Annotated in this window: 20 protein-coding genes; 10 read left to right on the forward strand and 10 right to left on the reverse strand. The window is 71.4% G+C overall.

The annotated features are described in order from the left end of the window. The first annotated feature begins 62 nt into the window (after positions 1-62). Both ABD371_RS14110 and ABD371_RS14115 read left to right on the forward strand, forming a co-directional pair. The gene (locus tag ABD371_RS14110) at positions 63-1,010 is read left to right on the forward strand and encodes an amino acid ABC transporter permease (protein WP_344476621.1); all 948 of its coding nucleotides are present in this window, start codon (positions 63-65) and stop codon (positions 1,008-1,010) included. Beyond that, positions 1,007-1,768 (forward strand): amino acid ABC transporter ATP-binding protein, encoded by a 762-nt coding sequence (locus ABD371_RS14115; RefSeq protein WP_344476623.1) that lies wholly within the window; start codon positions 1,007-1,009, stop codon positions 1,766-1,768. Before ABD371_RS14110 ends, ABD371_RS14115 begins: the two co-directional genes overlap by 4 nt. A gap of 77 nt (positions 1,769-1,845) precedes the next feature. On the opposite strand, the gene ABD371_RS14120 is transcribed toward ABD371_RS14115, so the two are convergent. After that, complete coding sequence (locus tag ABD371_RS14120) at positions 1,846-2,535, reverse strand: class I SAM-dependent methyltransferase (RefSeq protein ID WP_344477218.1); 690 nt, start codon at positions 2,533-2,535, stop codon at positions 1,846-1,848. 185 nt (positions 2,536-2,720) lie between these two features. Between ABD371_RS14120 and ABD371_RS14125 the strand changes: the two genes are divergently transcribed. Further along, positions 2,721-3,353 (forward strand): CGNR zinc finger domain-containing protein, encoded by a 633-nt coding sequence (locus tag ABD371_RS14125; RefSeq protein WP_344476625.1) that lies wholly within the window; start codon positions 2,721-2,723, stop codon positions 3,351-3,353. Here ABD371_RS14125 and sodX read toward each other — a convergent pair. Then, a complete protein-coding gene (gene sodX / locus ABD371_RS14130; RefSeq protein WP_344476627.1) occupies positions 3,257-3,676 on the reverse strand; it encodes a nickel-type superoxide dismutase maturation protease in 420 nt (139 codons plus the stop codon). The genes ABD371_RS14125 and sodX overlap by 97 nt on opposite strands. A 152-nt stretch (positions 3,677-3,828) precedes the next feature. Here sodX and sodN point away from each other — a divergent pair, with 152 nt between their 5' ends. After that, on the forward strand, positions 3,829-4,224 hold the full coding sequence (gene sodN, locus ABD371_RS14135; protein WP_344476629.1) for a superoxide dismutase, Ni: 396 nt from the start codon (positions 3,829-3,831) through the stop codon (positions 4,222-4,224). Between the two features lie 98 nt (positions 4,225-4,322). Here the strand turns inward: sodN and ABD371_RS14140 are convergent, their stop codons facing one another. The 3 genes from ABD371_RS14140 to ABD371_RS14150 form a co-directional block, all read right to left on the reverse strand. Beyond that, the gene (locus ABD371_RS14140; protein WP_344476631.1) at positions 4,323-5,189 is read right to left on the reverse strand and encodes a GNAT family N-acetyltransferase; all 867 of its coding nucleotides are present in this window, start codon (positions 5,187-5,189) and stop codon (positions 4,323-4,325) included. A gap of 124 nt (positions 5,190-5,313) precedes the next feature. Further along, positions 5,314-7,344 carry a glycosyltransferase gene (locus tag ABD371_RS14145; RefSeq protein WP_344476633.1) on the reverse strand — a complete coding sequence of 677 codons (2,031 nt, stop codon included), beginning with the start codon at positions 7,342-7,344 and terminating at the stop codon, positions 5,314-5,316. 399 nt (positions 7,345-7,743) lie between these two features. Continuing rightward, positions 7,744-8,703: a LysR family transcriptional regulator gene (locus ABD371_RS14150; protein ID WP_344476634.1), complete on the reverse strand. Its 960-nt coding sequence runs from the start codon at positions 8,701-8,703 to the stop codon at positions 7,744-7,746. Between the two features lie 178 nt (positions 8,704-8,881). Here ABD371_RS14150 and snpA point away from each other — a divergent pair, with 178 nt between their 5' ends. Continuing rightward, positions 8,882-9,535 carry a snapalysin gene (gene snpA, locus ABD371_RS14155; RefSeq protein ID WP_344476636.1) on the forward strand — a complete coding sequence of 218 codons (654 nt, stop codon included), beginning with the start codon at positions 8,882-8,884 and terminating at the stop codon, positions 9,533-9,535. An 87-nt stretch (positions 9,536-9,622) separates the two neighbouring features. On the opposite strand, the gene ABD371_RS14160 is transcribed toward snpA, so the two are convergent. From ABD371_RS14160 to ABD371_RS14175, 3 genes are all read right to left on the reverse strand, one after another. After that, positions 9,623-10,063, reverse strand: coding sequence for a DUF6304 family protein (locus ABD371_RS14160; protein ID WP_344476638.1), 441 nt, complete (start codon positions 10,061-10,063; stop codon positions 9,623-9,625). A gap of 346 nt (positions 10,064-10,409) precedes the next feature. Continuing rightward, a complete protein-coding gene (locus tag ABD371_RS14170) occupies positions 10,410-11,441 on the reverse strand; it encodes a family 2 encapsulin nanocompartment cargo protein polyprenyl transferase (RefSeq protein ID WP_344476643.1) in 1,032 nt (343 codons plus the stop codon). 72 nt (positions 11,442-11,513) lie between these two features. Beyond that, positions 11,514-12,935, reverse strand: coding sequence for a family 2B encapsulin nanocompartment shell protein (locus tag ABD371_RS14175; RefSeq protein WP_344476645.1), 1,422 nt, complete (start codon positions 12,933-12,935; stop codon positions 11,514-11,516). 287 nt (positions 12,936-13,222) lie between these two features. Here ABD371_RS14175 and ABD371_RS14180 point away from each other — a divergent pair, with 287 nt between their 5' ends. Continuing rightward, positions 13,223-13,813, forward strand: a complete 591-nt coding sequence (locus tag ABD371_RS14180) for an N-acetylmuramoyl-L-alanine amidase (RefSeq protein WP_344476647.1) — start codon at positions 13,223-13,225, stop codon at positions 13,811-13,813. Between the two features lie 73 nt (positions 13,814-13,886). After that, positions 13,887-14,864: a 1-aminocyclopropane-1-carboxylate deaminase/D-cysteine desulfhydrase gene (locus ABD371_RS14185; protein WP_344476649.1), complete on the forward strand. Its 978-nt coding sequence runs from the start codon at positions 13,887-13,889 to the stop codon at positions 14,862-14,864. Here ABD371_RS14185 and ABD371_RS14190 read toward each other — a convergent pair. Continuing rightward, the gene (locus ABD371_RS14190) at positions 14,831-16,441 is read right to left on the reverse strand and encodes a Na+/H+ antiporter (RefSeq protein ID WP_344476651.1); all 1,611 of its coding nucleotides are present in this window, start codon (positions 16,439-16,441) and stop codon (positions 14,831-14,833) included. The two genes, ABD371_RS14185 and ABD371_RS14190, sit on opposite strands and share 34 nt — an antisense overlap. 83 nt (positions 16,442-16,524) lie before the next feature. On the opposite strand from ABD371_RS14190, the gene ABD371_RS14195 reads away from it, so the two are divergent. The 3 genes from ABD371_RS14195 to ABD371_RS14205 all read left to right on the forward strand — a co-directional run bounded on the left by ABD371_RS14195 (position 16,525) and on the right by ABD371_RS14205 (position 18,586). Next, positions 16,525-16,785 (forward strand): UBP-type zinc finger domain-containing protein, encoded by a 261-nt coding sequence (locus tag ABD371_RS14195; protein WP_344476653.1) that lies wholly within the window; start codon positions 16,525-16,527, stop codon positions 16,783-16,785. Between the two features lie 392 nt (positions 16,786-17,177). Beyond that, positions 17,178-17,591, forward strand: a complete 414-nt coding sequence (locus ABD371_RS14200; RefSeq protein ID WP_190123147.1) for an ATP-binding protein — start codon at positions 17,178-17,180, stop codon at positions 17,589-17,591. Beyond that, on the forward strand, positions 17,480-18,586 hold the full coding sequence (locus tag ABD371_RS14205; RefSeq protein ID WP_381732979.1) for an RNA polymerase sigma factor SigF: 1,107 nt from the start codon (positions 17,480-17,482) through the stop codon (positions 18,584-18,586). The genes ABD371_RS14200 and ABD371_RS14205 overlap by 112 nt, the downstream gene beginning before the upstream one ends. Positions 18,587-18,694: 108 nt before the next feature. Here the strand turns inward: ABD371_RS14205 and ABD371_RS14210 are convergent, their stop codons facing one another. Beyond that, positions 18,695-19,111, reverse strand: coding sequence for a hypothetical protein (locus ABD371_RS14210; protein ID WP_190123145.1), 417 nt, complete (start codon positions 19,109-19,111; stop codon positions 18,695-18,697). Between the last annotated feature and the right edge of the window lie 40 nt (positions 19,112-19,151).

Here is a 19,151-nt window from a genome sequence, read left to right on the forward strand (position 1 = left end):
CTTGAGGACACCGGCCGCCGCCCTCCGGTCAGCACCTGATTTTCGCCACGGAAAGGCTCCCTGTGACTGCCGACATCAAGAAAAAAGGACCGGAGGACGCGACGCCCCCGCCGCCGCCCGCGGCCGGAGCGGAGGCCATCAGGGCCGTCCCCGTCCGGCACTACGGCCGGTACGTCACCGCCGTCGTCGCCATCGCGCTCTTCGGGCTGATCGTCTACGCCTTCGCCCAGGGCCGGATCAACTGGGGTGCCATCCCCGACTACTTCTTCGACGACCGGATCATCGAGGGAGTCTGGAAGACCCTCCTCCTGACCGCGCTGTCGATGACCATCGGCATCGTCGGCGGCGTCCTGCTCGCCGTGATGCGGCTGTCGAAGAACCCGGTGACCTCGTCCATCGCCTGGTTCTACATCTGGTTCTTCCGGGGCACCCCGGTCCTGGTCCAGCTCTTCGTCTGGTTCAACCTGGGCCTGGTCTTCGAATTCATCAACCTGGGCTTCTACCGGGACGAGTGGTCGGACTTCATGACGCCGTTCCTGACGGCGCTGCTGGGTCTGGGGCTCAACGAGGCCGCCTACATGGCGGAGATCTGCCGGGCCGGTCTGCTCTCGGTGGACGAGGGCCAGACCGAGGCCTCGCACGCGCTGGGCATGAGCCACAGCAAGACCCTGCGCCGGATCGTGATCCCGCAGGCGATGCGGGTGATCGTGCCGCCGACGGGCAACGAAGTCATCAACATGCTCAAGACGACCTCGCTGGTGGCCGCCGTCCAGTACAGCGAACTGTTCCGGCAGGCGCAGAACATCGGCCAGAACTCCGGCGCACCGGTCGAGATGTACTTCCTCGCCGCCGCCTGGTATTTGGTGATGACCTCGATCCTCAGCGTCGGCCAGTACTACCTGGAGCGGCACTACGCGCGCGGCTCCAGCCGCACCCTGCCGCCGACCCCGCTCCAGAAGATCAGGCAGAGCGTGTTCTCGGTGCGCCGCCCGAAGGGAGTCTCCGCGTGAACGCCATGGTCAAGGCGGAGGGCGTGCACAAGTCCTTCGGCCAGATCGAGGTCCTCAAGGGCATCGATCTGGAGGTCGCCCCCCGCGAGGTCTTCTGTCTGATCGGCCCCTCCGGGTCCGGCAAGTCGACCTTTCTCCGCTGCATCAACCATCTGGAGAAGATCAGCGCCGGCCGGCTCTACGTCGACGGCGAGCTGGTCGGCTACCGGCAGAAGGGCGACCGGCTGTACGAGCTGAAGGACAGCGAGGTCGCGCTGAAGCGGCGGGACATCGGCATGGTCTTCCAGCGCTTCAACCTCTTCCCGCACATGACCGCGGTGGAGAACGTCATGGAGGCCCCGGTCCAGGTCAAGGGCGAGACCAGGGCCACCGCCCGGGCCCGCGCGCTGAAGCTGCTGGACCGGGTGGGGCTGGGCGACAAGGCCGGAAACTATCCCTCCCAGCTCTCCGGCGGTCAGCAGCAGCGGGTGGCGATCGCCCGCGCCCTGGCGATGGACCCCAAGCTGATGCTCTTCGACGAGCCGACCTCGGCGCTCGACCCCGAGCTGGTCGGCGATGTGCTGGACGTGATGCGCCAGCTCGCCGAGGACGGCATGACGATGGTCGTGGTGACCCATGAGATGGGCTTCGCGCGCGAGGTGGGCGACGCCCTCGTCTTCATGGACGACGGCGTGGTGGTGGAATCCGGCCATCCGCGCGATGTGCTGACCAACCCCCAGCACGACCGCACCAAGTCGTTCCTCTCCAAGGTGCTCTGAGACGTACGGGCGAAGAGGGCGGTACGGACACCTCCGGGCGACCGGAGGGCCCGGCCGCCCTCTCGCCGTACCCGGCCCTACTTCAGCGCGAGCAGCAGGCTGTCACTGGGCGAGGACCACACCGCCCGGGCCTCGCCGAACCCCGCCGACCGCAGGGTCTCGGCGTGCCACTGGAGGGAGGGGGTCTCCCCGTCGGCGTGCTCCCCGTAGATCTCGAACCGCCGGGCGGTGGGCCCGGCGAGGGCCGGGTCCGCTCCGGCGAGCGCCCACCACTCGGCCCAGTCGACCGCTCCGCCCTCCTTGGCGCGGTCCATCACTGAGTGCCGGTGGGCGCGCTCGGCGGCGTTGATCCTCGGGGTGGTGCGGTCGATCATGTGGTCGGCGTTCATCAGCACCCCGCCGTCGCGGACCAGCCGGGCGAGGTGCCCGTAGAGGGTGGCGAGCGGCCCGCTCCGCAGCCAGTGCAGGGCGGTCGCGGTGAGGACGGCGTCGTACTCGGTGTGCGGGAGCGCGTCGGTCCAGTCGGGGGCGGTCAGATCGGCGGTGACGAAGGTGACGCGGTCGTCCCCGGCGAAGGAGCCGCGCGCGATGGTCAACAGGGCGGGGTCGAGATCGACCCCCGTGCTGCGCGCATCCGGGAACCGCCGGAGCAGCCGGTCCGTAATACTTCCTGTACCGCACGCGAGGTCCAGCACGCGTGGGGCGGGGCCCACCGTGGCCTCGACCATGTCCAGCATCACCCGGAAGCGCTCCTCGCGGTCGGGCATGTACCACTCCTGCTGACGGTCCCAGCTCTGCTGCCAGGCCTGCCAGTCGGTCCCCGCCGCTGTCGCCGTACGCGTACCCGCCACCGTCTCCGACACTGGAAACCCTCCGTACGTAATACCCTGAATACAGAAGTACCCATTACTTCTGCCGCAACGACCATAGACCGCCCCGGTAAGGACTACAAGTGGAACTGGCCTATTACTCGGACTATGCCGTGCGCCTGGTCAACACCGAGGAGCCGGCTCGCAACAAGGACTCCCTCACCTCGGTCGAGGCCGTCCGGGAGCTGTTCGGCGAGTCCCGGCAGGCGGCCCGTCGCGCCACCGACGCCGATGTGACCCGCTTCCGCTCGGTGCGCGGCCGGCTGCGGGCGGTCTTCACGGCGGCCGACGAGGGCGACGAGACCCAGGCGGTCGATCTGCTGAACTCCCTGCTGCTGGAGTTCCCCGTCAGCCCGCAGATCTCGGGCCACGACTTCCGCGACGACGACACCGGCCGCCCCAAGTGGCACATGCATCTGGCCGACCACCCGTCCAACGCGACGGCCGGCTACGCGGCGATCGCCGCCATGGGCCTCGCCATCCATCTCACGGAGTACGGCGTCGACCGGCTGGGCCTGTGCCAGGCCCCGCCCTGCCGCAACGCCTACCTCGACACCTCGACCAACCGCTCCCGGCGCTACTGCTCCGACCGCTGCGCCACCCGGGCCAATGTCGCCGCCTACCGCGCGCGCAAGCGCCTGGAGACCGAGCGGTCGCAGAGCACCGGCCGCACCGCGGTCAGCGCCCAGGAAGCCACCGCGAGCACCGAGCGCTGATCCGGCCCGCGCGGCCGGAACCTGCCGCACACCCGCCCGAGCAACAGCTCCGGGGGGACGGCCCCGAACACCCGGCTGTCCCCCTCGGCCCCCGGATTGTCACCCAGCACCCACCAGCCGCCCCCGCGCCGCTCCACGAGCCGCTTGACGATCAGCAGATCCTGCTGAAGGGGATGGCGGAGCACCGCGACATCCCCCGGTCTCACCCGCGCGCCATAGTGCACCAACAGCTGATCGCCCTGCCGCAGCGTCGGATACATGGACGGCCCACTCACCTCCGCGACCCCGAACGGAGCCGTCGGCTCCCGCCCGCGCTCACTCATCCGCACACCTCCGGGTCACAGAGTACGGTCGGCCGCGAGTCCCATGGCGACCCCGTACTTTCGACCTAAGCCCCCGGGGGCACCCGCGAAAACGGCTCCCCCACGGAGTAATGTCCCCCCTTGAGAAGACGATCACGAGGAAGGACTGTTCCATGCTCTCCCGCCTGTTCGCCCCCAAGGTGAAGGTCAGCGCCCACTGCGACCTCCCGTGCGGTGTCTACGACCCCGCCCAGGCCCGTATCGAGGCCGAGTCGGTCAAGGCCGTCCAGGAGAAGTACCAGGCCAACGAGGACGCGCACTTCCGCGCCCGCGCCACGGTCATCAAGGAGCAGCGCGCCGAGCTGGCGAAGCACCACATCTCGGTGCTCTGGAGCGACTACTTCAAGCCCCCGCACTTCGAGAAGTTCCCCGAGCTGCACCAGCTCGTCAACGACACCCTGAAGGCCCTGTCGGCGGCGAAGGCCTCCACCGACCCGGCGACGGGCCAGAAGGCGCTGGACCACATCGCCCAGATCGACAAGATCTTCTGGGAGACCAAGAAGGCCTGAACCACGGCCTCCGTCCGTACGGAGCACATCCGCACCCGGGTCGTCACGGCCGCCGAACACGGCGGCCACGGCGGCCCGGGTGCGGTGTTTTCCCGGCTCTACTCGTCCCGGTGCAGGTCCCGGACCTCCGGGCGGGGGCGGAAGCCGGCCGAGGTGTAGGTGGTGACGGCGGCGGTGTTGGCGCTCGGGGTGGAGACGAGGGCGCTTGAGGAGCCGAGTTCGCGGAGGGCGGAGGCGGCGGCGAGGGCGATGGCCCGGCCGTGGCCGTGGCGGCGGTGGTCGCGGTGGACGCCCAGGGGTTCGAGGAGTCCGGGGCGGCCGGGGCCGGCGGACCAGACCGTGACGACCGCGACCGCGTCGCCGCGGGCGTTGTGGGCGAGCAGGGAGCGGGCCTCGGTGTAGGGCGCTCCGGCGGCCATCGCGTGCCAGCGCCGCTCGGTGAAGCTCGAACCGCCGAACGCCGCCCGGTGCACCGCGGTGAACAGCTGTGCCCGCTCGGGTCCGACGGTCTCGATCCGGAGGCCCGGGTCGTCCACCGGTCCGGTGAGGTCGCGGCGCAGGGGCGTCCAGGGCTCCTCGGCGCTCCAGCCGGCCTCGGAGAGCAGATCCTGGAGCAGCGCGCCCGTGGGCGATTCGATGTCGGCCCGGCCCTTGGGCAGCACACCGCGCTCCGGGGCGGTGATGTCCTCGGCCATGCGCCGCGCGGTCTCCTCGTCGCGCAGGGCGTCCGGCGCGATCGCCAGCCGCAGCAGACCGGGGCCGTCCAGCAGCCCGACGGCGCGGATCCGGCCGTTCCGGCTCCAGGTTCTGACCGCCCCGGCGGTCGTCTCCGGGCCCGTTCGCCAGAACCAGCCCAGGTCGCCCGGATGGAGTTGCGCCGGGGCCCCGTCGTGCTGCCACTCCCGCAGTGCGCGCACGGCCTCGCCCAGCCCGTCGGTTCCCGGCTTTCCCAGTACGGTCGTCATGCCCCCGATCAGATACCACCGCACCGGCGGTCCGCATCCGGTTTCCGGGGCTGCGGGCGGGCGGTGAAGCCGTGCGTGCCCCCGTCCCGCACGGGCGGGACGGGGGCACGCACGAGGGGGTCGGTCAGCTGCCGATGCCGAAGCGGCGGCGGAGACCGGCGACCGGGTCGACCAGGGCCAGGCGGACGGAGAAGACCTGGTGCTTCTCCATCGGCTTGGCGTAGGCGGGCAGGCCCCGGCGGCGGAAGCGGGCGGTGGCGAGGCCGGGGGTGTTGGGCACCCAGACGGTGGCGGGGAGGTCCGGGGAGCTGAGACAGACGGCCAACTCCCAGACGCCGGCCGGGAGCGCCTTGTCGGCGAAGGCCTTGGCCAGGTTGACGCGGAACTCGAAGGGGCCGGGGGCGGCCAGCTCGCCGGTCTGGAAGGCGGCGAGGTCGACCGTACGGCCGGTCGAGCTGGCCCGGACGACGAGGTCGCCGGGGGCGACGGCGGCGTTGACATGGCCGGAGACGATGACGGTGCCGGGGGCGTCCTCGGCCCAGGCGGCCTTCTCGACCTTCAGATGCGACTGGAGGCGGTGCTTGCGCTGGCCGACGTCGAGGGTGAAGTTGCCGTACGGCTTGGTGAAGTACGGGGTGATGACGTGGGACGCGCCGTCGGGGGTGTGCACCAGACGGGGGCGCGCCTCGGAGTCGATGGAGTCGGAGCGCTTGTTGCCGGTGCGCCCCTCCTTGACGATGCCCTGGCTGCGCACCCGCATGTGCAGGTCCCACAGGCCGGAGGGGAGCACCTGGCCGTCGGCGGCGGTGAGGGTGTCGATGGTGACGCGGAAGCCGGACTCGGCGTAGTCGTACATGCCCTCGCCGACCGCCTCGGTCACCCCGGGGGCGCTGACGCCCTCGGCGGGGAAGCTGTACTCGACGCCGCTGTCGCGCTCGCGCAGTACGGCCTCGATGGCGGTGTCGACGGTGTCGACGGTGTGGATGTAGGCGTGGCCGGCGAGGTGCAGCTCGGAGCCGGTCAGCTCGGCGGTGTCCAGGTGGTGGCGGACGCCCAGCTGGCGGGTGATGTCGAAGCAGTGGTCCGGGATGCCCCGGGCGGGGTCGCGGAAGTAGGGGTACGCCCCGTAGGCGCGGCCCTTCTCGACGACGACCTTGTCGCGCTTCTTCGCCTGGTCGAAGCGGGTGACCTCGCGGAGCTCCTCCAGCATGCCGTGGCCGGCGAGGTGGAGCCGGAGCCGGTGCATCGCGGGGTAGCGCTGGGCCAGCTCCTCGCTGAGGTTGGCGGTGATCATCTGCTGTATCTCGGCGAGCGCCGAGTCCCGTATCTCGGGCTCGGTCTCGCGCAGCAGGTGCCGCAGCGCCGACTTGATGTCGACGTCGAAGTGGCGGCGGAGGAGGATGTCGCGCTTGGCGCTGCTCTTGACCTCGCGGGCCAGCAGTTCGAACATCACCTTGAGGTACTTGATGCGCGGGTGGGTGCCGCGGGTGGTGCGGGTGACGTTGTTGCCGTCCTCGCGCTCGACCCAGTAGTAGCAGTCGTAGTCGGCGACGACGGATATGCCCGAGGCGTGCAGATACGCCATGGAGACGAAGGGCTGGTCCTCGCCGGTGCGCATGTCGGTGCGGAACCGCAGCCCGAGGCGCTCGATGAGCTCGCGGCGGAAGAGCTTGAGCGGGTTGAGCGTCCAGTAGACCGCGGAGCCGAACACATCGGTCTTGGGCTGGTTGCGCTTGAACATCGACTTGGGCGCGCCCCGGCCGCCGACGCCGACCATCTTGCCGAGCACCACGTCGGTGCTGTTGGCGTCGGCCATGGCGACCATGCGCTCAAGGGCCTCTTCGCCAAGGTAGTCGTCGGCGTCGAGGAAGAAGATGAAGCGTCCCCGGGCCAGCTCGATGCCCGCGTTGCGCGGGGCGGAGGGGCCGCCGGAGTTCTCCTGGTGCACCACTCGCACCATGGAGGGGAACTCCTCGGCCAGCCGGTCCAGCTCCTCGCCGGTGCCGTCCGTCGAGCCGTCGTTGACGGCGATCAGCTCGATGCGGTCGCGGCCGAGCGTCTGGTCCACCACGGACCGTACGCACCGGGTCAGGTAGGGCATCGCGTTGTACGCGCCGACGACGACGGAGACGTCGGGGACAGCCGCATCCGGCACACGGTTCACAAAAATCTACCTTCTGGTAACGGAAGAGAACACTGCCTCGGGCACCGCCGCGTGCGCGACGCCGGCCGCGCGCCGGCGGGCGTACCGCGGCGGACGCGGTGGTGCGCGCGGGCCATGCCGGACAGCGGTGGAACCGCTCAGGCGGCCGGGATGAAAGTCATCTTAGCAGTGTATTTTCCAGCCAATTTGCTAATTGGCTATTGCTAATCAAAATGGCCTTTTGCGTGTGCTGAGACTGCGCTCACCTGGGAAAGCGATGGGCAGAGAGATTCCAGTACGGCGTTCGCGATAAGCGAAGACGGAGCGCCCGAGAACCATGGGGACACCGACTGTCCCCTGCTCCCCGGCGACGTGGTACAGCGATTTTTCCGCTGCGGGAGCCCGGGCCCCTCAGGCCGCCGGGGCGGTCAGCAGCGGGCTCTTGTGGCGGAGCAGCCACTGACGGTACGCCGCCGCCCCCGAGGCCACCTCCCGGTAGGCCGCCTCCAGATCCGCGTACACCCCCGCGTACCGCTCCCGCGTGCCCGGCGGGGAGCAGAGCAGCAGCCGCACCGCGAGCGGGTCGCCGCGCAGCGGGCGGACCACCATGTCCTCGCGGGGGGCGGAGGTCGGCTGACAGGGGGCGACCGCCTCGCCGACCGCGACCAGGGAGGCGGCGGTGTGGTAGTCGCCGTGCAGGACGGAGGGGTTGATGCCGGCGGCGGCGAGCACCCGGCGCAGCCCGTCCCACTCGCCGTCCACGGTGGGGTCGACGATCCAGCGGTCGCCGGCCAGATCGGCGAGTTCCACGACGGCGTCCGAGGCCGCCGGGTGGTCGCGGGCGAGGGAGACGAACTGCGGCTCGCGCTCGACGAGCACGCGCACCGTCAGCTCGCCGGGCAGCCGCAGCGGAGAGCCCTCCACCTCGTGGACGAAGGCGACGTCGAGCTGTCCGGCCGCGACCATGCGGAGCAGCGCGTTGGCGGAGACGTCCATGTGGAGGGAGATGTCGGTGCCGGGCAGTCTGCGGCGGAGCCGGCCGAGCCAGCCGGGGAGGGCGCGGCTCGCGGTGGACCCGACGCTCAGCCCGGGGCCGCCGCCCCGGGCCGCCGCCGCCTTGGCCTCGACCACGAGGGCGGCCATCTGGGCCACCAGCGGGCGGGCCCGGGTCAGCACCGCGCGGCCCACCGGGGTGGGCCGGCAGCCGGAGCGCTCGCGCCAGAAGAGCTGCGCGCCGAGGGAGTTCTCGATACGCCTCAGCTGGGTCGTCAGCGACGGCTGGGTGACGCCCAGTTGCCGGGCGGCCTTGTGCAGACTGCCGGCGTCCGCGATGGCGCACAGGGCGCGGAGGTGTCTCAGATCGAGCTCCATGACCCGAGAGTAGGACCGGCTCCAGCGGTCACACCAGACACACAGTTCGGGCACCAACGGACGGACATGGACATGACGATTCGTTGGTGTTATCGGGAGTTGGCATCATCCGCGAACGGGCTTCCTGCCCGAAACTCGCCGTACCGAATCCGTTCACCGGACGAGTAGGAGCCCCCACATGCGTCACCCCCGAGCCGCCTTCTCCGCCGCCCTCGGCGTCGCCCTCGCCGCCGCCCTCGGAGCGGTGCCGGCCACGGCGACCGCCGCCACCGCGCCCGACGCGACCCCCTCGTACGTCGCCTACGAGGGCTCGGCCGAGGACAAGAAGGCGACCAAGGCCTTCTTCGACGCGGTGCTGAGGTCGGTCGCCGAGAAGCGCGCCGCCAACCCGGGCGCCCGGGTCGTCACGGTCACGTACAACGCCTCCACCGCGCCCACCTTCCGGGCGCAGATAGCCCGTTCCACCCAGGTGTGGAACAGCTCGGTGAGCAATGTCCGTCTCCAGGAGGGGAGCAACCCCAGCTTCCGCTACTACGAGGGCAATGACTCCCGGGGCTCGTACGCGAGCACCGACGGCCACGGCCGCGGCTACATCTTCCTCGACTACCGGCAGAACCAGCAGTACAACTCCTACCGGGTGACCTCCCACGAGACCGGCCACGTCCTCGGACTGCCGGACAACTACCGGGGCCCGTGCAGCGAGCTGATGTCGGGCGGCGGCCCCGGCACCTCCTGCCAGAACGACACCCCGAACGCGCAGGAGCGCTCCCGGGTCAACGCCCTGTGGGCCAACGGCCTCGCGTCGGCGATGAAGCAGCTCTCCTCCCGCTGATCCGGGATCCGTGACGACCCGGGGGACGTCCGGCCGGTCGGCGGCGGGACGTCCCCCGGTGCGTGAGCCGGCGCGCGGCCCGAACCCTCAGGCGTCGGCGGAGGTGAGGGTCGCCAGCTCGGCCCCGTCCGGCAGCTGTTTCTGGATACGGTCGAGCGCGTCGTCGAAGTCGCCCCCGGCGACTCCGGATTCATAGGCCGCCCCGCCGTAGTGGAGGGTCAGATTGAGATCCGCCCGGTCGAGCGACCCCTCGGGCCTCAGTTCGCCGAGCGTCAACAGACAGCTGAGCGTGGCCCGTTCCACCGTGCCGCCCGCGTGAACGGGGAGCGGTATGTCCCATTCCAGTACGCAGGAGGAGAGAACGCCCTCCGCTCCCACCGTCTCCAGGGCGGCGAAAGTCGCCCCTTCGTACTCAACACCCCTGATGCGCGTGCGCAGTTGCCGTCCGTGCGCCGCGATCGTGACCGCTTCCGCGCCACGTCGGTCGCGGTACCAGCCCGCCCAGACTTCAGTCGACTCCGATGACATGGCGCGGACTGTAGCGGTACGGGAGCCTCCACCGAACAGCAGGGATGGCTCAGACCGTGCGTATCGTCGCACCGGGAGCGCCCGGGGACCGCTCACGCGGGGCTCCGGCGTACTCGGCGCAGGCTGAATTCCGACAGGGCCCTGGGCCCCAGAAGGGGACGAAGGCCCCCAGAGTCTTGCGTCGCTTGATGACGGTACCGACAGGCTCCCCGCACGCCGGGCACCTCGGCTCGACCTGTGGGTCGCGGACGGTCCGACGTCCGTCGCTGCCCATGCCTCCAGGGTACGGCGGCGGGGAGGAAGGGGCAGCGCGGGCGGCGGGGCGGATTCGTTCACGCGGACTCATTCATCGGGTGCGGCGGGTCACGAACTCCGCCAGGGCCAGCAGATCGCCCGCCGCCGCCGGGTCGGGGACCGCGCGGGACAGCTCCTGGACGGCCGCTCCCATCCGCTCGGCCGCCTGGTGCTGGGCCCAGTCACGGCCGCCCGCGCGCTCCACGGCCCCGGCGGCGCGCGGGATGTCGGCCGGAGCCATCGGGGACCCGTAGAGCGCGGCCAGCTCCTCGCCGGCCGAGGTGCCCGAGCCGAGCGCGGCCACCACCGGGAGGGACTTCTTGCGCGCGGCGAGATCGGCCCCGGCCGGCTTGCCGGTACGCCCGGGATCGCCCCAGATGCCGATCAGGTCGTCGATCAGCTGGAAGGCCAGCCCGGCCTCCCGGCCGAAGGCGTCCATGGCGCTCGTGCGCTCCGGCGTCGCCCCCGCGTACAGCGCGCCGAGCGCGCAGGAGCAGCCCAGCAGCGCCCCGGTCTTGGCGATCGCCATCGTCAGGCACTCGTCCAGCGACACCTCGTGCGGGGCGCGCTCCTCGAAGGCGCAGTCCGCCTGCTGGCCGGCGCACAGCTCCACCACACAGGCGGTGATCCGCTCGATCGCCGGCCCCGAGGCGGGGTGGCGGTCCTCGGTGAGGACGCGCAGCGCGAGGGCGAACAGCGCGTCACCGGCGATGATCGCGTCGGGGACGCCGAAGACCGTCCAGGCGGTGGGGCGGTGCCGCCGGGTGGGGTCGTCGTCGATGACGTCGTCGTGCAGCAGGGTGAAGTTGTGCACCAGCTCCACCGCGACGGCCGCCCGGACGGCCCGGCCGGGATCGCCGCCGAAAGCCCGCGCGGCGGCCAGGACCAGGGCGGGCCTGACGGCCTTGCCGGTGTCCCCGTCGGCCGGGGAGCCGTCGGCGTGCTCCCAGCCGAAGTGGTACATCGCGACCCTGCGCAGCGGGCCCGGGAGAGTCTCCACGCTCGCTCTCAGCTCGGGGCCGACGACATCACGGGCGTGCTCCAGAAGGGCGAGGGCCTCACGGCCCTCCACAGCCTCCGACATGGTCAACTCGCGGTCCTTTCCGCTGGGGTCGTCCGGTACGCCGGGGAACGGGGGTGCGATCGGCGCGGCCCCTCAGCCCCGGCGGCCCACCTCGACGTTCTCCAGGACTCCGAGCGCGTCGGGGACCAGCACGGCGGCCGAGTAGTAGGCCGTGACCAGGTAGGAGACGATCGCCTGCTCATTGATGCCCATGAAGCGCACCGACAGACTCGGCTCGATCTCGTCCGGGATGCCCGCCTGCCGGAGACCCACGACGCCCTGGTCGGCCTCGCCCGTGCGCATGCAGATGATGGAGGTGGTCCGGGCCGCGGTGACGGGGATCTTCGAGCAGGGGAAGATCGGCACCCCGCGCCAGGCCGGCACATGACCGCCGTCGACCTCCACGGTGCCGGGGACCAGTCCGCGCCGGTTGCACTCGCGGCCGAACGCGGCGATCGCCTTCGGATGGGCCAGGAACAGCTTGGAGCCGCGCCGCCGCGAGAGCAGCTCGTCCATGTCGTCGGGGGTCGGCGCGCCGTCGTGCGGCTGGAGGCGCTGCGCGTAGTCGCAGTTGGCGAGGAGTCCGAACTCCCGGTTGTTGACCAGCTCGTCCTCCTGGCGCTCGCGGAGCGCCTCGACGGTGAGCCGCAGCTGCTGCTCGGTCTGGTTCATCGGCCGGCTGTAGAGGTCGGCGACCCGGCTGTGGACCTTCAGCACGGTCTGGGCGACGCTCAGTTCGTACTCGCGCGGGGAGAGCTCGTAGTCGACGAAGGTGTGCGGGACGACCGCCTCGCCGACATGGCCCGCCGACAGATCGATCGCGGCCTCGCCGTAGGTGTTGGTCCGCTGCGCGGGCAGCGCGGCGAACCCGGCGAGATGGCCGCGGAGCGACTCCGCGCGGTCCGCCAGATTCTGTACGTCGTCCCTGGTCAGCACGAGGACCGTACAGGCGGTGGCGGCGCGGACGGTGTACTGCCAGACGGCGTCGGCGTCGGTGAGGGACTCCTCGCCCAGATAGGCCCCGTCGGCGAGGACGTCGACCACGGCCTCGTCGCCGTAGGGCCCTTCGCCGATCCGCTCCACCCTGCCGTGGGCCAGCAGGATGACCCGGTCGGCCGGGGTGCCCGCCTCGGCGAGCGGCCGGCCCGCCTCGTACGTCCGCTGCTCGCAGCGGTTCGCCAGCTCGGCGAGGGCCGCCTCGTCCTCGAATCCGCGCAGGGCGGGCAGCTCCCCCAGCTCGGCGGGGACGACCGTGACCCGGTCGCCGGTCTGGACGAAGGTCACCCGGCCGTCGCCCACCGTGTAGGTCAGCCGGCGGTTCACCCGGTAGGCGCCCCCCTCGACCTGCACCCAGGGGAGCATCCGCAGCAGCCACCGCGAGGTGATCTCCTGCATCTGCGGGACGGACTTGGTCGTGGTGGCCAGATTGCGCGCGGCTGCTGTGCCGAGGCTCTTTTGCGCCGACCGCTGCTCGTGCGGCTCGCCGCCGACCGCGCCAACCGAACCCATCGACATGGGACTTCCTCTCGATCATGCGTTTGAAAAACAGGCCTTTTGTTCGTCGCGGGCCCGCAAGAAGAAGCCTTTCAGCACGGAGAGTCCTAGCACCATTACACAAATGAGTGGGATTACTTTCAGCGCGGCGGGGCAGCCCGGCAGAATTCTGAACGAACGGGCGAGATGACTGAATCGGATCGCACGGCGGCCGAACGCGTAGCCCCGGCGCGGGAGTTGGAGTAAAAGCTGTAAATGCACAGTACGGAACATTCCGTGTACTCTCCTCGCACCTCAGGGAGCCGGCCATGTCCTCACCCATGTCCGCGAAGAGCTTTCTCGACGCACTTCGCGGCGAAGGCCTGACAGTCGTCGAGGTAGGCGATTGGCGCGATCACAACCGCAACAGCAAGGGCCCCTGGGGGCCGGTGCACGGGGTGATGCTCCACCACACCGTGACCCAGGGAACGGCGAACAGCGTCGCGCTCTGCCGCGACGGCCGCAGCGATCTGCCGGGGCCGCTCTGCCACGGAGTCATCGCCAAGGACGGCACCGTCCATCTGATCGGCTACGGCCGCACCAACCACGCGGGCCTGGGCGACGACGACGTCCTGCGCGCCGTCATCGCCGAGCGGACGCTGCCCGCCGACAACCAGGCGAACACCGACGGCAACCGGCACTTCTACGGTTTCGAGTGCGTCAACCTCGGCAACGGCCACGACCCCTGGCCGGCCGTCCAGCTGGCGGCGATCGAGCGCGCCTCCGCCGCGATCTGCCGGCACCACGGGTGGACGGCCCGCTCCGTCATCGGCCACAAGGAGTGGCAGCCGGGAAAGATCGACCCGCTCGGCTTCACCATGGACTCCCTGCGCGAGCGCGTCCACGAACGCCTCAAGTAGGCACCCCAAAGCCCATCGGCCACCGCCCCACCTCCGGCTGTCGCCGCAGGTGGGCGCGGGTGACAATGAGGGCATGACCCCCGAAGCGCCCGACCTCGAAGCCGCCCTGCGGCCCCGGCTGCCGTCCCCGGTCCAGCCGGTCGAGGAGGAGCCCTTCACCAGCCGGGGCATACGGCTAGTGCTCAAGCGCGACGATCTGATCCACCCGGATCTGCCCGGCAACAAATGGCGGAAACTCGCGCCCAATCTGCGGGCGGCGGCGGGCCGCCCCCTGCTGACCTTCGGCGGCGCCTACTCCAACCATCTGCGGGCGACGGCCGCCGCCGGACGGCTGCTGGGCTGCCCGACCACCGGCGTCGTACGCGGCGAGGAGCTGGCCGGACCGCCGCTGAACCCCTCCCTGGCCCGCTGCGCGGCGGACGGCATGCGGCTGGTGTTCGTGGACCGGGCGACCTACCGGCGCAAGGACGACCCGGAGGTGCTGGCGCGCATCCTCGCCGAGAGCGCCCAGGACGGCGACGTCCAGGTGATACCCGAGGGCGGCAGCAACGCCCTCGCCGCGCGGGGCTGCGCCGCCCTCGGCCGGGAACTCGACGGGACCGCCGATGTCGCCGCCGTCGCCTGCGGCACCGCGGGGACCCTCGCCGGACTGGCGGCGGGCCTCCCGCCGGGCGCGCGCGCCCTGGGTTTCCCCGTCCTCAGGGGCGGCTTCCTCGCCGCCGAGACGGAGCGCCTCCAGCTCGCGGCGTTCGGCGGGCGCACCGGCGACTGGTCCCTGGACGAACGCTTCCATTTCGGTGGATACAACCGCACAACCCCGGAACTCGTTCGTTTCGCTGAGGGGTTCGAAGCCCGCCACGGGGTGGCCGTGGAACGTATATATGTCGCCAAAATGCTCTTCGGCCTGACGGCTCTGGCGGCCGAGGGCGCGTTCGCCCCCGGCACCACCGTGGCCGCCGTCATCACCGGCCGCCCGGAGCCGGCCGATCGGCCGGGGCCCTCCGACCGGCCCGCCGATCAGCCCGCCGCCCCGTCCTCCTCGTCGCGGTAGGCGGCGGCCTCCTCCAGGTCCAGCCGGCGCAGCAGGGTGCGCAGCATCTCGTCGTCGATCCGGCGGCGGTCGCGGAGGTCGACGAAGACGGATCTCTCCGTCTCGATCATCTCCCCGGCGAGCCGCCGGTAGGTGGCGTCCGCGGACTCCCCGGTGAGCTCGTTGACCGCCCCGAGCCGCTCCCAGACGGCATTGCGCCGCCGCTCCATGACCGTGCGCAGCCGGTCCTGGAGCGGCTGGGGGAGGGCGTTGCGCTCGTCGGTGAGCAGTTCGTCCAGCCGGCGGTCGGCGGCGGCGGACGCCTCGCTCTGGGCCTGGGCCTCGGCGAGGGTCTGCGCGCGGGCGTCGGGCGGGGGCAGTTTCAGCGCCCTGATCAGCGCGGGGAGGCTGAGTCCCTGCACCACCAGGGTCCCGATCACAGTGGTGAAGGTCAGGAAGAGGATCAGATTCCGGGCCGGGAAGGGGTCCCCGCCGGTGGTGGTCAGCGGGATGGAGAAGGCGATCGCCAGCGAGACCACCCCGCGCATCCCGGCCCAGCCCACGATCACCGGGGCCCGCCAGTCGACGGCGGGCTCGCGCTCCCTGATGCGCGCGGAGAGCCGGCGCGGCAGAAAGGTGGCCGGGAAGACCCAGACGTAACGCACCGCGACGACCAGGAAGAAGACCGCGAGTCCGTACGCGAGGGCCTCGCCCACCCCGTACGCCCCGAGCCCTTCGAGGACGTACGGCAGCTGGAGGCCGATCAGCGCGAAGACGGCGGATTCCAGGATGAAGGCGACCATGCGCCAGACGGCCTCCTCCTGGAGCCGGGTGGCGAAGTCGACCTGCCAGCGGCGGTGGCCGAGATAGAGCCCGACGACGACCACGGCGAGCACTCCGGAGGCGTGGACCTGCTCGGCGGCGGCGTAGGCGGCGAAGGGGATGAGCAGCGAGAGGGTGTTCTGGAGCAGCGGCTCGCCCAGATGGGTGCGGAGCCAGTGGATGGGGACCATCAGCAGCAGTCCGACGCCCACGCCGCCGAGCGCGGCGAGGGCGAATTCGGCGATGCCCTGGCCCCAGCTCGCGGCCTCGCCGACGGCGGCGGCGACCGCCACCCGGTAGGCGGTGATCGCCGTGGCGTCGTTCACCAGGGACTCGCCCTGGAGGATGGTGGTGATCCTGGACGGCAGCCCCAGTCTGCGGGCGATCGCGGTGGCGGCGACGGCGTCCGGCGGCGCGACGACCGCGCCGAGCACCAGGGCGGCGGTGAGCGGCAGCGCGGGGATCAGCAGATGGGCGAGCCAGCCGACGGCGACGGTCGCGAAGAGGGTGTAGCCCACCGAGAGCAGGGCGACGGGCCGCGCGTTGGCCCGCAGATCGAGGTACGAGCTGTCGAGCGCGGCCATGTGCAGCAGCGGCGGCAGCACCAGCGGCAGCACGATGTGCGGGTCGAGGGTGTAGTCGGGCACGCCGGGGACGTACGCGGCGATCAGCCCGGCGGTCACCAGGAGCAGCGGCGCGGGCACGGGGGTTCTGCGGGCCGCTCCGGCGACCGCGGCACTGCCCGCGATCAGCGCGACCAGTGACAGTGCTTCCATGCGCCGTCCTCAAGGCTCTCGCCCGTCGCCGGGTGGCGTACGCCGACGGGAAGGCGCGGCGTTCGCGCCGTACCCTGGCCATCATGAGCGAGTGTCCGCATGTGGCCGAGCTGCCCCGCCCGGAGCCGGCCCCGTTGAGCGAGACCTGCCCCGAGTGCCTGGCCGCCGGGGTCCAGCCGGTGCATCTGCGGCTCTGCCTGGTCTGCGGCCATGTGGGGTGCTGCGACTCCTCGCCGCTGCGCCACGCGAGCGCGCACTTCACCGGGACCGGGCACCCCGTGATGCGGAGCTTCGAGCCGGGCGAGAGCTGGCGCTGGTGTTTCGCGGACGGGGCCCTCGTCTGACGGGACCCCCGTACGACGGAGCCCCCTCACGAGGGGTCCGCGCCCCGCCCGGCGGACGGACGTACGACCCCGGGAGCGGTCCGGGACACCCCGGCGCGGCGAAGAGCTTCGGCAGGTCGGGAACCCGGGCGGCGGTTCGTCCGTCTGAAGCGTGGGTACGTCAACCATCCACCCCTTCCGCGCAATTGGATCCCGCGCACCTCTAGCCACTGCATGTGTTCATATGCTTACCATGAGTGACAGAGGCTGAGGAGTGGGGGCCCGGCGACAGCGCACCATGGATCGCGATAGCGTCGCCGAGCCAGTACCGGCTACGTACGGACTGCGTAGCGACGGCTTCGGGATCTTTCTCCCGCGGCCCGGAAAGAGCTTGTGTCACCTTGGAGGTGAGGGTGTCCCAGATCGCAGGCGAGCCCGGGACCCAGGACTTCGTGGAAGTCCGGCTGCCCGCTGCGGGTGCCTATCTGTCGGTGTTGCGTACGGCCACGGCCGGACTCGCGGCACGATTGGACTTCACCCTTGACGAGATCGAGGATCTGCGGATCGCGGTCGACGAGGCGTGCGCGATCCTGCTCCAGCAGGCGGTCCCCGGCTCCGTACTCAGCTGTGTCTTCCGGCTGATCGACGACTCGCTGGAGGTCACGGTCTCCGCGCCGACGACCGACGGGCGGGCCCCGGAGCGCGACACCTTCGCATGGACGGTGCTCTCCGCGCTGGCGGGCATGGTCGACTCGTCGGTCGCCGAGGATCGCACGGTCTCCATCAGCCTGTACAAGAAGCGCGGCGCGGGACCCGGTCCGGCGTGAGAAGCGAGGACGGTCCGGTGCGCGACGAGCCTCCCTCGCTGCACGGCTTCCCGGAGCAGCACGCCCGACCGCATCCGGAGGACGGGCCCGCGGGCCCGGGGGCCGCGACGGCCGCGGCCGAGCAGGCGCGGGCCGGGGGCACGTCCCCCGGCTCCGGCGGGGATGCCCCCGCCCAGGCGGAGCCCTTGGGGAAGGCGGGCCATATGACCGAGCATGTCCATGAACAGCAGCAGCACCATCCGCAGGACCGCAGCGGGGCACGGGCGCTCTTCATCGAGCTGCGCGAGCTGCCCGACGGCTCACCGGAGCGGGCCGAGCTGCGGAACCGGCTGGTGCGGATGCATCTGCCGCTGGTCGAGCATCTGGCGCGGCGGTTCCGCAACCGAGGCGAGCCGCTGGACGATCTGACGCAGGTCGCGACGATCGGTCTGATCAAGTCGGTGGACCGGTTCGACCCGGAGCGGGGCGTCGAGTTCTCGACCTATGCCACCCCGACGGTGGTCGGCGAGATCAAGCGGCACTTCCGGGACAAGGGCTGGGCGGTGCGGGTGCCCCGCCGGCTTCAGGAGCTGCGGCTCTCGCTGACCACGGCGACGGCGGAGCTCTCCCAGCAGCACGGCCGCTCGCCCACGGTGCACGAGCTGGCCGAGCGGCTGGGCATCTCGGAGGAGGAGGTGCTGGAGGGTCTGGAATCGGCCAATGCCTACTCCACGCTCTCCCTGGACGTCCCCGACACGGACGACGAGTCGCCCGCGGTCGCGGACACCCTGGGCTCCGAGGACGAGGCGCTGGAGGGCGTCGAGTACCGGGAGTCGCTGAAGCCGCTGCTGGAGGATCTGCCGCCGCGCGAGAAGCGCATTCTGCTGCTGCGGTTCTTCGGCAATATGACCCAGTCGCAGATCGCCCAGGAGGTCGGCATCTCCCAGATGCACGTCTCCCGGCTGCTGGCCCGCACTCTGGCGCAGCTTCGGGAGAAGCTGCTGGTGGAGGAGTAGGCCGCCGCCGGAACACCGGGGTGAGAACGGCGCGAGAGTGGCGCGGAGACGCGGAGACAGCGGGAGGGGGTGGCGGGACACCGTCCCCCACCCCCTGGAAGTCCCCGGCTACGCGTCGCGGGCGCCCGGGCCCCGGATGTCGAGGGCCTGGGTCGTGGTCGGGTTGACCAGGAGCACCAGGCCGGAGACGGCGACGGCCGCGACCAGCATGCCCAGCGGGATCATCCCGCCGGACGCGCGCAGCAGCGTCCACGCCGGGATCAGCGCCATGAGGTGGGTGATCAGCGCCGGTCCCCGGCTCCAGCTCCGCCGCAGCAGCAGTCCGCGCGCGGCGGCCAGCGGGAGGACGCCGAGTGCGATCAGCGTCACTCCGCCCATCTCGGCCTGGGTGGGATTCTCGGGTCGGCCCAGCACTCCCATGACCAGCATGTAGACGCCGTAGACGACCAGTGCCAGGCCTTCCAGGCCGGACACCGCCGCCGCGGCGGTCAGGCGGGCAGGGCGCGGGGTCTGGTCTTCGCTCACCCGAGAAGGGTAGCCGCCGCCCGGATCCGCGGGCCGGACC

This window comes from Streptomyces amakusaensis, assembly GCF_039532665.1.
Classification (GTDB): domain Bacteria; phylum Actinomycetota; class Actinomycetes; order Streptomycetales; family Streptomycetaceae; genus Streptomyces; species Streptomyces amakusaensis.